12 protein-coding genes are annotated in these 13,274 nt (G+C 69.6%); 5 read left to right on the forward strand and 7 right to left on the reverse strand.

Annotation, left to right across the window (positions count from 1 at the left end; genetic code table 11):
• Window positions 1–33: 33 nt before the first annotated feature.
• The gene (locus tag R1Z03_RS04790) at window positions 34–1,629 is read right to left on the reverse strand and encodes a hypothetical protein (RefSeq protein ID WP_317357331.1); all 1,596 of its coding nucleotides are present in this window, start codon (window positions 1,627–1,629) and stop codon (window positions 34–36) included.
• Window positions 1,630–2,296: 667 nt separating this feature from the next.
• Here R1Z03_RS04790 and R1Z03_RS04795 point away from each other — a divergent pair.
• A complete protein-coding gene (locus R1Z03_RS04795) occupies window positions 2,297–3,001 on the forward strand; it encodes a hypothetical protein (protein ID WP_317357333.1) in 705 nt (234 codons plus the stop codon).
• Between the two features lie 14 nt (window positions 3,002–3,015).
• Complete coding sequence (locus R1Z03_RS04800) at window positions 3,016–3,486, forward strand: hypothetical protein (RefSeq protein ID WP_284430308.1); 471 nt, start codon at window positions 3,016–3,018, stop codon at window positions 3,484–3,486.
• 31 nt (window positions 3,487–3,517) lie between these two features.
• Here the strand turns inward: R1Z03_RS04800 and R1Z03_RS04805 are convergent, their stop codons facing one another.
• The 4 genes from R1Z03_RS04805 to lplT form a co-directional block, all read right to left on the reverse strand.
• Window positions 3,518–4,003: a glutathione peroxidase gene (locus tag R1Z03_RS04805; protein WP_317357335.1), complete on the reverse strand. Its 486-nt coding sequence runs from the start codon at window positions 4,001–4,003 to the stop codon at window positions 3,518–3,520.
• A gap of 68 nt (window positions 4,004–4,071) precedes the next feature.
• Window positions 4,072–5,082, reverse strand: a complete 1,011-nt coding sequence (locus R1Z03_RS04810; RefSeq protein ID WP_317357338.1) for a TRAP transporter substrate-binding protein — start codon at window positions 5,080–5,082, stop codon at window positions 4,072–4,074.
• A 202-nt stretch (window positions 5,083–5,284) separates the two neighbouring features.
• Window positions 5,285–6,157 (reverse strand): DMT family transporter, encoded by an 873-nt coding sequence (locus R1Z03_RS04815; RefSeq protein WP_317357340.1) that lies wholly within the window; start codon window positions 6,155–6,157, stop codon window positions 5,285–5,287.
• 192 nt (window positions 6,158–6,349) lie between these two features.
• Window positions 6,350–7,630: a lysophospholipid transporter LplT gene (lplT, locus tag R1Z03_RS04820; RefSeq protein WP_272565936.1), complete on the reverse strand. Its 1,281-nt coding sequence runs from the start codon at window positions 7,628–7,630 to the stop codon at window positions 6,350–6,352.
• Window positions 7,631–7,769: 139 nt separating this feature from the next.
• Here lplT and alr point away from each other — a divergent pair, with 139 nt between their 5' ends.
• Both alr and R1Z03_RS04830 read left to right on the forward strand, forming a co-directional pair.
• Complete coding sequence (gene alr / locus R1Z03_RS04825) at window positions 7,770–8,876, forward strand: alanine racemase (protein ID WP_317357342.1); 1,107 nt, start codon at window positions 7,770–7,772, stop codon at window positions 8,874–8,876.
• On the forward strand, window positions 8,876–9,715 hold the full coding sequence (locus R1Z03_RS04830) for a hypothetical protein (protein ID WP_317360246.1): 840 nt from the start codon (window positions 8,876–8,878) through the stop codon (window positions 9,713–9,715). The genes alr and R1Z03_RS04830 overlap by 1 nt, the downstream gene beginning before the upstream one ends.
• Window positions 9,716–9,734: 19 nt before the next feature.
• Here the strand turns inward: R1Z03_RS04830 and R1Z03_RS04835 are convergent, their stop codons facing one another.
• Window positions 9,735–10,670 carry a LysR family transcriptional regulator gene (locus tag R1Z03_RS04835; RefSeq protein ID WP_284410533.1) on the reverse strand — a complete coding sequence of 312 codons (936 nt, stop codon included), beginning with the start codon at window positions 10,668–10,670 and terminating at the stop codon, window positions 9,735–9,737.
• A 158-nt stretch (window positions 10,671–10,828) separates the two neighbouring features.
• Between R1Z03_RS04835 and R1Z03_RS04840 the strand changes: the two genes are divergently transcribed.
• Complete coding sequence (locus tag R1Z03_RS04840; protein WP_317357344.1) at window positions 10,829–12,421, forward strand: ABC transporter substrate-binding protein; 1,593 nt, start codon at window positions 10,829–10,831, stop codon at window positions 12,419–12,421.
• A gap of 125 nt (window positions 12,422–12,546) precedes the next feature.
• Here the strand turns inward: R1Z03_RS04840 and R1Z03_RS04845 are convergent, their stop codons facing one another.
• The gene (locus R1Z03_RS04845; RefSeq protein WP_284430302.1) at window positions 12,547–13,155 is read right to left on the reverse strand and encodes a glutathione S-transferase family protein; all 609 of its coding nucleotides are present in this window, start codon (window positions 13,153–13,155) and stop codon (window positions 12,547–12,549) included.
• Window positions 13,156–13,274: the final 119 nt, after the last annotated feature.

Below are 13,274 nucleotides of genomic sequence, written 5' to 3' on the forward strand. Positions count from 1 at the left end.
CCCTGCTGCGGCCCTTGGCCGCCCCGGCGGCTGTCAGCGCGGCAGTTCCAGCTCGGGCGGGGTGCACAGGCGCCCGTTCCAGCAGGCCCCCAGGACCAGGGTCCGGGCGCCCGACGCGCTTTGCATCAGGCCGCGCAACAGGCCGTTGCGGTCCACCGTGAACTGCTCGGCGCGGTAGGCCTCGCTCGTGGGGCCGCTGGGGGCCGTGCAGGTGCGCGTGCCTTCCGAGTCCAGGCCCTCGCCCGACAGGCGGTAGGTGCCGCGGTACTCGCAGGCCGTCAGCAGGTCCGCGGTCCGCGTGTCCATGCGAAAGATGCCGTCGCGCACCACCATGTCGATGCCGGTGGCGGTCGGGGTGGGTGACCAGAATGGGTACGCCTGGGCGGAAAAGGCCTTGTTGAAACGCACCAAGTGGTCTTCGTAACGGAAGCGCGAGATGCGGCGCGGCGTGTCGAAGGGCAGCGTGATGGTCGCGGTCGTGGGGCTGTCGAACACGATGGTCGCTGCGCCCATGGTCGTGGCCACTTCCGCTGGGCGGATGGCGCCGCCGATCACCGGGCCGTTGCGGAATTCGGTCAAGGGCACCGTGAACTGGGCGTTGGTGTCGCGGTTCGCGGTGCTGCCCTGCATGAACAGCGAAGAGCCGTCGGTGCGGTAGCCCAGGTAGGACAGCACCAGCGCGCGGCTGCCGTTCTGGGTGTCGATCTGCAGGCTGCGGCCCGGTCGGCCATTCAACTCGCCGTCGAAGGCCCAGATGCCGGGCTGCACCACGATGTCGGAAGGCGAAGCGCCCCATGCGCAGGTGCCGGGGCTGCCGAGAATGACGGCGCCCGCATGGCAGGCGCCCATGAAGAAGGATTCGATCCCATCCTTGCGCAGCGTGCCGGTGGCCAGGCCATAAGCGTCGACGGCGAACTGCTCGATCCGGTACGGACTGCGCTGCTGGGTGCCGGAGGGGTCCACGCAACTGGCGGTGCCGTCGGATTCGATGCCCTGTCCGCGCTTTTGGTAGGTGCCCGAGTAGGAGCACAGGCGGCCGTCGGACGTGCTCAGCTGGCTCATCAGGAAATTGCCGTCGCGCAGTTCGACGCGGTAGGAGGCGATGGGCGTCTGTGACAGGCGGGTGGAATAGGTCTGCAGGGTGTACTGCCCGCTGCTGCCACCTTGCACCGCGGATCCATACGTGAAGCGCGAGATGCGGCGCGTCACGTCGCCCGGCAGCGTGACGGTGCCGGAGGTGGGCGAGTCGAAGGCCAGCTGGATCTCGCCCGGGCTGCCCGCCACTTCGCCATTGCCCGCACCGGCGCCGATCACGGGCGGCCCGTTGCGGAACTCCTGCAGGGGGCCCCGGAAGGCCGAGCTGTCGCCGCCGCGCAGGCCGCTGGCCTGCAGGAACACGGACGACCCGTCGGCGCGGTAGCCCAGGTAGGACACGATGAGGGCGCGGCCCTGCTCGGTATCGATCTGCAGGCTGCGCCCGGGCTGGCCGTTCAGCTCGCCGTCGAAGGCCCACAGGCCCGGCTCCGGCTCGGCATTGGGCGGGGTGGTGGTCTGCGCCCAGGCCGACGAGGCCAGGATCAGGCCCCCGGCGCAGAGCGCGAGTGTCTTGGTCATTGCGAAACGGGACATGCGGGAAGTTCCTCCTTGGATTGGAATCAGGGTGCCGTGGCCTGCAACAGGCCCGACGCGAAATGCCTGCAAGCCCCGTCGAGGCGGGCGGCAGTTCTGCGAAAAAAGCGGGGTCTGGCTGGCGGATGCCATCCGCGACCTTCCGGGAAAGGCGGTCCGTTGCCCCCATCACCCGGTTTTGGATTTGCTCCTGTTTTTGTAGCAACATGCCCTGGGAAATCATGCGCTACAGGCCTTTTTCTCCAAAAAAAGTCCGTATCACCCGCCTTCAGCGTGATCTTCACCGCCGCAGGACAAGGCCTGCGAAAAGTCCCTTCCGGCATATGCAATGGGTGGCGAAGACCCGTAATAGATACAAATTCAACGGGCTTGCCAATCCCCCAAGGGTGGGGGTGGCACTTCGACAGGACGCCCCGAGTGGGACGAAAGGCGCCGCAGTGCGGGGTTGCGCCCCTTTTCGCAGATTCCACATTTTTCTACGTATTGAAACCTCTTTGACCGATGGTTTCGCCCGAGTGCCGCTCAGGCGGTTACTTTCGGCGCGTGCATGCCGCCATGCACCGGTGCGCAAAAAATCCAGGCCTCGCGGCGCAGCCCCCCGCTGCGCGGCCGGCGGCCACAACGCAAAACAGCGCCGTTTCCCATCCAGACGAGGAGACCACAACGCATGCAGAACGACGATCCGAAAGACCGCGCCGCCTTCGACTCGGCCATCCAGGCCCTGAAGGCGGAGATCGCCAACGCCGGGGCGCACCTCTCGCTGGATGCCTCGGCCCGGCTGGCCTACACCCGGCAGATCCAGGCCATGGCCAACGACCTGCAGTTCGAGGCGATGAGCGGCCGCATCACCTGGGCCCAGGCGGCCGAGCAGGCCCAGGTGGCGCGCAACACCATCATGGAGATCATCCGCGGGCGCAGCACGCCGGTCGGGCGCGCCATGGCGCAGAGCCTGAAGGCCGAGGGCAAGACGCTCAACGAACTCATCGCCCGCAAGGCCCAGCAGATCCATGGTCCCACCGTGCAGTTCGACCGGCTCACCGCGGCGCAGCAGAACGCGGTGTACGGCGAGATCGTCCAGTCCGCCGGCCGTTCCAACCCCAAGGTCACGCAGACCATGCGCGGCCTGTCGCGCGCGGGCCGGGGGCTGATCGTGCTGTCCATTGCGCTGTCGGTCTACAACGTGGCGACGGCCAACGACAAGGCCGCCGCCGCGGGCAAGGAGCTTGCCGTGACCGGGGCGGGGATCGGCGGCGGCATCGCCGGGGGCGCGCTGGCGGGTCTGGCCTGCGGGCCCGGCGCGCCAGTGTGCGTGACCGTCGGGGCGTTCGTGGGCGGCGCGCTGGCGGCCTTCGGCGTGGATTTCCTGTGGTGAGCGGCGGGCCGGCGATGCGCATCCTCACCCCCGCTGACATTTCCCTGGCACCCTTGCCCGCCGAGGGCGGCGAGGCCCCGATGCAAAGCCGGGTGGTGCAGGGCGGCCTGCCCCTGCAGGCCCGCGTGGACGGGTTGGTGCTGGAGGCGGCCTTCGAGTGCCGGGGCTTTCACCTGCTGTTCACCACCGACGATGTGCCGCAGGAAGACCTGCTGCACATCACGCTGTTCGATGGCCAGTGGCAGCCGCTGGACGCGGCCACCATCGGCGGGGCCTACACCACGGGGAGTTTTTCGCTGATCGGGCTGGAGGGCGAGCACACCGTGCGGTTCCGCTTCATCGGCGACACCGACTGGAGCGTGGAGATTTTGCCCAGCCCGGGCTTTCGCATGCCGCTGGTCTCGGAGCCCCGGGGCGTCACGCGGGCGCTGGGGTTCTCCAGGCACTTCGTGGTGCGCGGCGATCCGCAGCCGCAGGGCCGCTAGGAAGGCATCGGCCCGCCGATCGCTCGGTCCATCAGCCGGCCAGCGCGGCGGCGATGTCCGGCGCCATGGACTGCGGCGTATCGCGCGGGCCGTAGCGGCGCAGCACCTGCCCGTCCCGGCCGATGAGGAACTTGGTGAAGTTCCACTTGATCGCCTGGGTGCCCAGCAGGCCCGGGGCCTCGGCCTTGAGCCAGCGGTACAGCGGGTCGGCGTCGGCGCCGTTCACGTCGATCTTGGCCATCATCGGAAAGCTCACACCGTAGTTGAGCTGGCAGAAGCTGGCGATCTCGTCGTTGCTGCCCGGGTCCTGGCGGCCGAACTGGTTGCAGGGAAACCCCAGCACGGCCAGCCCCTTGGGGCCGTATTGCTGGTGCAGGGCCTCCAGCCCGGCGAACTGCGGCGTGAAGCCGCAGGCGCTGGCCGTGTTGACGATGAGCAGCAGCTGCCCCGCGTACTGCCGCAGGGGCACGGTCTGGCCGTTCATCTGCCGGGCCTCGAAGTCGTAGACGCTGGTCATGGCGGGCATCCCTTGCAAGAAAGGTGGATGGATCGGATCGATCGGGCGCCGCCACGCCGGCAGGGCGTTCACCGGGTCTTGGCGGCAGCGGCATTCTCGCCGGAGAAGTACGGAATCATCATGCGGTTGCCGTCGGCGCCGGTGTCGCGGATGTATTCGAGCGAGAACTGCTCGCCCAGGCGCCGCAGCTCGCGGCGCAGCTCGAAGTCGGGCGTCTCCACCTTGATGCCGTTGCGCGCCAGCTCGGCGATGGAGGCGGTGGACGCGGCGCTGCTCGCGTTCCATCCGCGCACCTGGGCCTGGGCGGCGGCCTCCTCGACGATCTTGCGAGTGCCTTCGGGCAGGGCCAGCCACTGGGCCTTGTTGACCAGCACGAGGTTCTTCGGGTACCAGGCATGCACGTTGTAGAAGTATTTGATGGGCAGATCCCACACCTTGTTCTCCACGCCCGTGACGGGAGAGGTGAAGAGCGTGTCGATCTGCCGGTCCAGCACGGCCTGGTTGATGCCCTTGGTGGGCACGTCCACCGGCGTGGCGCCCATCAGCTGGGCGATGCGCACGGTGCTGGGGCTGTAGCTGCGCATCTTGGCGCCGCGCAGGTCGCTCACGTGGCGGATGGACCGCGTGGTGAACAGACCCTGGGCCGGCCAGGGCACGGCGTACAGCGGCACCAGACCCTGCCGGTCCAGCGCCTCCTGCAGCACGGGGCGCTGCGCCTTCCACAGCCGCAGCGCGTCGTCGTAGCTGTCCACGATGAAGGGAATGGCGTCGGCCCCGGCCAGCTTGGTGTCGGCCGCCAGCGAGCTGAGCAGCACCTCGCCCGCCGCGATCTTGCCGGCGCGCACCTGGCCGGCGATCTCGGACAGCCGGGCCACGCTGTTGTCGGGGCGCACGTCGATCACCAGCGCGCCTTTCGTGCGGTCGTTCACCTCCTGGGCGAACTGCTGCAGGTTGACGGTGTGGAACACGTCGGGCAGGTAGCCCGTGGCGAGGGTCCACTTTGCCTGCGCCGACGCGGCGCCGGGCAGCGCCAAAGAACCGAGCGCCATGAAGAGCGCGCACCATGAACGACGTTTCATACCGAATCTCCGAAAGCGCGCAGCGCCGGCCTGCGGATGCATGACAACGGCGTACGCTGGTGACGTAACTTGCAATGACTATACCGGCGCCCCGCGGGCGCGCAAGCACCGGCCGGGAGAGCCCTGTTTTCCATGGCGGCCAAGGGCGTTTGGGCCCCGGCCCTGCGGCGGGGCGGCCCCTGCGCGGCGGCCCGCCGGGCGCTCAGCGCCGCAGCGATGCGAGGAGGGCGGCGAACACGATCAGGCCCCCGCCCAGCAAGGTGCGCGGCTGCAGTTGCGCGGCCGACAGCAGCACCGACGACACGCTGGCGAACACCACCTCCGACAGCAGGATCACCGCCGTGGTGCCCGCCGCCAGCCGCGACGCCCCGTACTGCAGCGCCCCGTTGCCCAGCCACAGCGCCACCGCCAGCAGGGCGGCCGTGGCGACCCAGGTGGCGTTCACCGGGGGAAACGGCTCCACCACGCCGGCCTGCAGCCCGATGCAGGCCACCACCAGCGCCATCAGCATGCAGCCGCCGAACATGACGAACATGCGCGCCTGTCCCGGCACCGCATGCAGCCGCCGCAGCGTGACGTTGGTCAGCGCGAAGAGGAAGCCGCCCGCCAGCGCCAGCCCGTCGGCGAGTGACAGGTTCTGCAGCAGCCGGGACGGCGAGGTGCCCTCGGGCAGCAGCACCAGCACCACGCCGGTGAAGGCCAGCGCCAGCCGCAGCAGCGCCATGGGCGTGGGCCGCTCGCCCAGCACCCGCCAGGCCAGCAGCAGGCCCCAGACCGGCATCAGATAGAACAGCAGGACCACGCGCACCACGTCGCCCACGGTCACCGCCCAGTTGAAGGCCACGTTGTTCAGCCCCGAACTCAGGGCCAGCAGCCACAGCTGCGGGTGCTGGCGCACCTGTGCCCACAGGCCCGGGCGCAGCGCCAGCAGGCCGGCCAGGATGGCGCTGTACATCACGGCGGTCGCCCACAGCGGGTGCAGCCCCGCCCCGTGCATCACCCGGAACGGCCACCATGCCAGGCCCCAGACGAAGGCATTGAACAGCAGGGCGAAATAGGGCAGCGGCGATGGCATGGAGCGTCGTGGTGCGGCAGGGGTGCCTCCGCTTCGCAGTCGGATGGGCACGGAAAAAGAGGGGCCGCAGCATCGGCATGATTTTCTGCCCCCGGACGAAGGCAGTTCCATGTCCGGCTGTGGTTAAGTTGTACTTTCCACTGCGCAGGCCGGCAGACGGGCGCACGTGGCGCCCGGGGCGCGCCGCGGCAGTCAGTGGTGGTGGTCGTGCCGCGCCAGGTGCAGCAGGTGGTCCACTTCTTCGCGGTAGCGCACGCAGTTGTGCTGGTGCCAGCGGCGGATCAGCCACATCACCCCGGCCACCACGAGGCCGAACGCGGTGATGGCGCCGAACACCGACAGCCCCATCTTGAGCGACAGGCTGTAGAACGCGCCCAGCGCCAGGATGCAGGCCTGCTCGTTGAAATTCTGCACCGCGATGGAGCGGCCCGCGCCCATGAGGTTGTGGCCCCGGTGCTGCAGCAGCGCGTTCATCGGCACCACCAGGTAGCCGCCCAGGCCGCCCAGCAGGATGAGGAAGGGAATGGCGACCCAGATGCTCTTGATGAACACCATCAGCACCAGCAGCAGGCCCATGGCGATGCCCAGCGGGATCACCTTGGTGGCCATGTCCAGCCGCATGCGCATGGAGGCCACCACCGCGCCCACGGCCGTGCCGATGGCCACCACCCCGGTGAGGGCCGAGGCCTGGGTGGTGTTGTAGGAGAGCGCGGCCGCGGCCCAGGCCAGCACGATGAACTTGAGGTTGCCGCCCGCGCCCCAGAAGAGGGTGGTGGTGGACAGCGAGATCTGGCCCAGCTTGTCGCGCCACAGGCGGTTGTTGCAGGCCCAGAAGTCCGGCAGCATCGCCAGCGGGTTGGAGGGCAGCGGGCGCATCTCCACGCCGGTGTGGGGAATGCGGGTGTTGAACCACGCGGCCACCAGGTACAGGGTGATCAGCGCGGCGATGGCGGCCTCGGCCGCGGTGTCCACGCCGGTGTCCACGAAGGGCAGGTCCACCGACAGCAGCAGTCCGGCGATGGCGGGCCCCACGAGCTGGCCGCCCAGCAGCACGCCCAGGATGATGGAGGCGATGGTCAGCCCCTCGATCCACCCGTTGGCCTTGACCAGCTGCGAGGCCGGCAGCAGTTCGGTGAGGATGCCGTACTTGGCGGGCGAGTAGGCCGCGGCGCCCAGGCCGACGACGGCGTAGGCGATCAGCGGGTGCGAGCCGAACAGCATCATGAGGCAGCCCACGACCTTGATCGCGTTGCTGAAGAACATGACCTTGCCCTTGGGCATCGCATCGGCGAAGGCGCCCACGAACGGCGCGAGCACCACGTAGAACAGCGCGAACATCGGCACGAGCGCCGCACGCTGCCATTCCGGCGACCCGTTGGTGCGCAGCAATTCCACGGCGGCCACGAAAAGTGCGTTGTCGGCCAGCGAGCTGAAAAACTGCGCCGACATGATGGTGTAGAAACCGCGCTTCATCGAATGGCTGTTGGGTGCATCAGTTCGCCTGATGCCCTGTTAAATATCGGAACCCGCTGCAAGTGACTGGCGGTTATATCACGCGGTTTCTAGAGGGCGATGCCAGAATTCCTTCCTTTTCGCTCCGCAGATCCACCCCATGCCGCGTCCCATCCAAGCCACCATCCACACTGCTGCACTGCAACACAATCTCGAGCGCGCCCGCGCCAGTGCGCCGGACGCCCTGGCCTGGGCGGTGGTGAAGGCCAATGCCTACGGCCACGGCATCGAGCGCGTGTTCGAGGGGCTGCGCGCGGCCGACGGCTTCGCGCTGCTGGACCTGTCCGAGGCCGAGCGCCTGCGCGCCCTGGGCTGGCGCGGCCCCATCCTGCTGCTGGAGGGCGTGTTCGAGCCGCGCGACCTGGAGCTGTGCTCGCGCCTGGGGCTGTGGCACGCGGTGCATTGCGACGAGCAGATCGACTGGCTGGCCGCCCACAAGACGCAGGCGCCGCACCGCGTCTTCCTCAAGATGAACACCGGCATGAACCGCCTGGGCTTCACGCCCGAGCGCTACCGCTCGGCCTGGGCGCGGCTCAATGCGCTCACGCAGGTGGACGAGATCTCGTACATGACCCACTTCAGCGACGCCGATGGCCCCCGCGGCATCGCGCACCAGATGCAGGCCTTCCAGGCCGCCACGCAGGACCTGCCCGGCGAGAAGAGCGTGTGCAACAGCGCGGCCACCCTGCGCCATGCGGTCGATGCGCGCGTGCGCGGCGACTGGATCCGCGCCGGCATCGTGCTCTACGGCGGGGCGCCGGACTACCCCGAGCACGACGCCGCCCACTGGAGCCTGCAGCCGTCGATGACGTTGTCGGCCCGCGTGATCGCGGTGCAGCACGTGCAGGCGGGCGACACGGTGGGCTACGGCTCCGCCTTCACGGCCGACGCCCCGCTCACCATCGGCGTGCTGGCCTGCGGCTATGCCGACGGCTACCCGCGCCACGCCGGCACCGGCACGCCCGTGCTGGTGAACGGGGTGCGCACGCGCGTGGTGGGCCGGGTGAGCATGGACATGATCACGGTGGACCTCTCCCCCGTGATCGCGGCGGGCGTGGAGGCGGGCTTCGGCGCCGAGGCCACGATGTGGGGGCGCGCCGCCAGCGGTGCCGTGCTGTCGATCGACGAGGTGGCGCATGCCGCCGGCACGGTGAGCTGGGAGCTGATGTGCGCCCTGGCCCCGCGCGTGCCGGTGGCGGTGGCCTGATGCGCCCGGGGCAGCGCGCGCCGGCCGCCCGATCCGGCAAGGGCTCGACCTGGCGGCGGGTGCAGGCGCCCGACCGCGAACTGGTGCACACCCTGCGCCAGCGGCACCGGCTGCACGTGCACGGCTGGTGCATCGGCGCCTTCATGATGGCGTTGATGTGGGCCACCTCGCACACCCAGAAGGTGATGGGCGTGGACTCGCTCGCGCTGCGCTACGGCATCACGCTGGGCGTGGGCTACGTCGCCTACCTGCTGGTGCTGCGGGCCTGGGCGGCCTGGCTGGTGCGGCCGCCCCGCCAGCGGGACGACAGTGGGTGGACCGACGGCATCGACCTGCCGTCCGACATCGACCTGCCGACCGGCGGCGCGCGGGTGCCCGTGCCGCGCAGTGGGGGCGGCGGCGACTTCGGTGGCGGAGGGGCGAGCGGCGATTTCGGCGAGGGCGTGGGGAGCGGCCTGGGCGAGGGTTTGAGCGACGTGGCCGGCGGGGCGCTGGAGGCTGCCAGCGGTGCGGACGAGGGTGCGGTGGTGATCGTGCCCGTGGTGGCCATCTTCCTCATCGGCGCGGCCATCGTGCTGGGCGCGGGAGCGCTCGCGCTGCTGTACTTCGGCTTCGATGTGCTGCTGGCCGTGGCGGTGGAACTGGCGTTCTCGTACGCCACCGCGCGCGCCGCGATGGGCGTGGAGCGGGCCGGCTGGCTCTCGGCCGCGGTGCGGCTGACCTGGAAGCCGCTGCTCGGCGCACTGCTGTGCGCGGTGGTGCTGGGCGCGGCCATCGACCGCTTCGTGCCGCAGGCCAACTCCCTGCCCGAAGCCGTGCGCCTGCTGCGCGCGCGCTGAAGCCCGCGGGGGCCGGGTTCTACTTCGGCGCGTGCAGCAGCCGCAGGAACGCCTGGGCCGGCGGGCTCAGCGGCCGGTCGGCCCGCACCAGGCTGCCGTAGGCCTCCAGCGTGTGCTGGAAGCGGTAGGGCAGCACGTGCAGCAGGCCGTGCTCTGCATCGCGCTGCGCCACGGCCTCCGGGATCACCCCGATCAGTTCGGAGCGCCGCACCAGGTTGATGGTGGTGAGGATGGAGCCGGTCTCGATCAGCCCCTGCGGCAGCGCCGCGCCGTGGTCCTTGAACTCCTGCGCGATCAGGTCGCGCATGGGGCTGCCGGCCGGCTGCAGCACCCACGGAAAATCGAGCAGCGCCGCGAAGCCCACGCGCGCCTTGCCCGCCAGGGGATGGCCGTTGCGCACCACCACCGCCAGGCCTTCGCCGTCGATGGGCTGGAAGGTGCAGTCCCGGCCCGAATCGCCGGAACGCCGGCCCACGACCACTTCGAGCACGCCCTCGCGCAGCTGCGCCAGCAGCCGGTCGCTCGTGTCCACGGCGATCTCCAGCGCCAGCAGCGGGAACACCGCCTTCAGCCCGAGCAGCGCGTCGGTCAGCCGACCCGGCGAGGCCGCCATGATGCTGCCGACCGACAGCTTGCCCGCGCTGCCCAGCCGCATCTCGCTGAGTTCGCGGTTCAGCGCTTCCATGCTGCCGCGGATGCTGCGAAAGTAGCCGGTCACCCGCTCGCCCGCGGCGTTCAGCCGCAGGCCCCGGCCCACCCGGTCGAACAGCGGCTGGCCGAGGGCGGCCTCCAGTTCGTGGAGCATCTTGGTCGCGGCCGGCTGGCTCAGGCCCAGCGCGCCCGCGGCCGCGCGCAGCGTGCGGTGCTCGGCGATGGCCAGCATCAGCGCGACCTGCCGCATGCGCAGCCGGTTGAGCAGCTGCGGGGTGCTTTCCTGCGGATCGATGGAGCCCATGGGGGATGGCCTGTGTGAGGGGTGGAAGGCAACGCGACGGGCCCCTGAATTTACCCGGCCGCGGGGCCTGCATAACGTTAGAACCACAAAGTCGTTCGCCACGCGGAGGGCCGCGGGCATAGTGGCCGCACTCTTCGTTGCTTCAGGGCCTTTGCACCATGCGCTTTTCGCTTTCCTTCGCGGCCACCCTGGCCGCTGCCGCCTTCACCGTGGCCACGCCGCTGGCCGCGCAGGCCGCCACCTTCCGCTTCGCCCGCTCGGCCGACGTGTCCTCCTGGGACATCCATGCGCAGAACGTGGGCGTGAACAACGCGCTGCATTCGGCCGTGTACGAAACGCTGGTCGAATACAACAGCAAGACCTTCAAGCCCGAGCCGCAGCTGGCCACCGCCTGGAAGCGGGTCAGCCCCACGCAGCTGCGCATCACGCTGCGCCAGGGCGTGAAGTTCAGCGACGGCTCCGCCCTCACGGCCGACGACGTGAAGTTCTCGCTGGAGCGCGCCAAGGCCAAGACCTCCAACTACGCCGTGTACACGCAGGGCATCGACCGCGTGGACGTGGTGGACGCGAACACCGTGGACATCTTCTCCGAGGTGCCCAACCCGGTGCTGGTCAACCAGCTGACCGAGCTGCGCATCATGAGCAAGCCCTGGGCCGAGAAGAACAACGCCACGGCGCCGAAGGACATCAAGACCAGCGACGAGCCCTACACCCACCGCAACACGCTGGGCACGGGCCCGTTCGTGCTCAAGTCCTGGGCGCCCGACCAGCGCCTGGTGCTGGCGGCCAATCCCCACTGGTGGGGCAAGGGCCAATTCGGCGGCAACGTGACCGACGTGGTCTACACGCCCATCAAGTCCGATGCCACGCGCACGGCGGCGCTGCTGTCGGGCGAGGTGGACTTCGTGCTCGACCCCAGCCTGCAGGACGTGCCCCGCATCCGCCAGCAACCGCAGCTGAAGGTGCTGGACGGCGCCGAGAACCGCACCATCTTCCTGGGCCTGGACCAGTTCCGCGACGAGCTGCAGAACTCCAGCGTGAAGGGCAAGAACCCGCTCAAGGACGTGCGCGTGCGCAAGGCGCTCTACCAGGCCATCGACATCAACGCCATCCAGCGCGTGGTGCTGCGCGGCCTGGCCCAGCCCACCGGCGCGATCATCGCGCGGCAGGTGAACGGCTGGACCCCGAAGGCCGACGTGCGCTGGCCCTACGACCCGGCCGCCGCGCAGAAGCTGCTGGCCGAGGCCGGCTACCCGCAGGGCTTCGACGTGGACTTCGCCTGCAGCGCGGGCCGCTACATCAACGACGAGCAGCTGTGCCAGGCCATCACCGCCCAGTGGGCCAAGGTGGGCGTGAAAGCCAGGCTGCGCTCGCTGCCGTTCGCCACGTACTTCCCGATGATCCAGCGCAACGAGGCCAGCATCTACCTGCTGGGCTGGGGTGTGCCGACGTTCGACGCGTTCTATTCGCTGCAGTCGCTGATCCGCTCGCCCGGTGTCGGCGGCGACGGCAACTTTAACCTGGGCCGCTTCAGCGACCCGCAGCAGGACGCGCTGATCGAGCGCATCAAGAAGGAAACCGACGCTGCCACGCGCAACAGCCTGATCGAGCAGGCGCTGGTGCAGGACCACCAGCTCATCTCGCACATCCCGCTGTACAACCAGGTGATCCCCTGGGCGGCCTCGCAGAAGGTGGAGATCATCCACCGCGCGGACAACCGCATCGACTGGCGCCTGCTGAAGGTCAACTGAGCCGCCAGGCCATATCGTTGCCGGTCATCGCGCCCGGCCTTCACGAACCGCCCCGCGGGCCGCCCGGCCCCGGGGCTTTTTCTCGAGGGGCGCCGCCTCGCGCGGCACCCGCCCCCCGCAGGACATCAATCCAACGACCGCTGCACCGCCGGCCGCGCCGCCACGCGCTGCGCGTGCGCATGCACCTTGGGGAACCGGGCGATGTCCACGCCATCGCTTTGCAGCCATCCACCGATGGTGAACAGGTAGCCGTCGCTCACCGAATAGGCGTCGCCCAGCACCCACGGCCCCTGCAGCTGCTGCTCGATCAGCGCGAAGCATTCGGTCATATTGGCGCCGACCTTGCGCTGCATCGCGGCGATGGCCTCGGGCTCGTCGGCCCAGCGGCTGGCGCGGGGCCGGTGGGCATGGGCCACGTGCACGGTGGAGGCGAGGTAGCTGTTGAACTCCTGCATCCGCGCGAACCCGTGGGGATCGGTGGGCGCCAGCCGCGCGTCAGGGAACCGCTGGGCCACATAGGCCAGCAGCGCGGGCGTCTCGGTCAGCACGCCCTGCTCGGTGACCAGGGCCGGCACGCGGCCCTTGGGGTTGATGGCCAGGTACTCGGGCGTGCGCTGCTGCTGCGCCTTGAAGTCCATGCGCTCCAGCGCGTGATCGGCGCCGGCTTCGTTCAGCGCGATGCGAACGGCCTGCGCGCAGGTGCCGGGGGCGTAGTAGAGGGTCAGCGAGGCCATGGGGGCTCCAGTGGGTTGGCGATGGGAAAGGAATGGCCGCCGCCTGCGGCCTGGTGGTTCCAAGCCAAAAACCGCGGGAAGGCAATGGGTACTAGGGCGTCTTGCTATGGTTTTTGATA

This window comes from Acidovorax sp. BLS4 (assembly GCF_032929295.1).
GTDB lineage: Bacteria > Pseudomonadota > Gammaproteobacteria > Burkholderiales > Burkholderiaceae_C > Paracidovorax.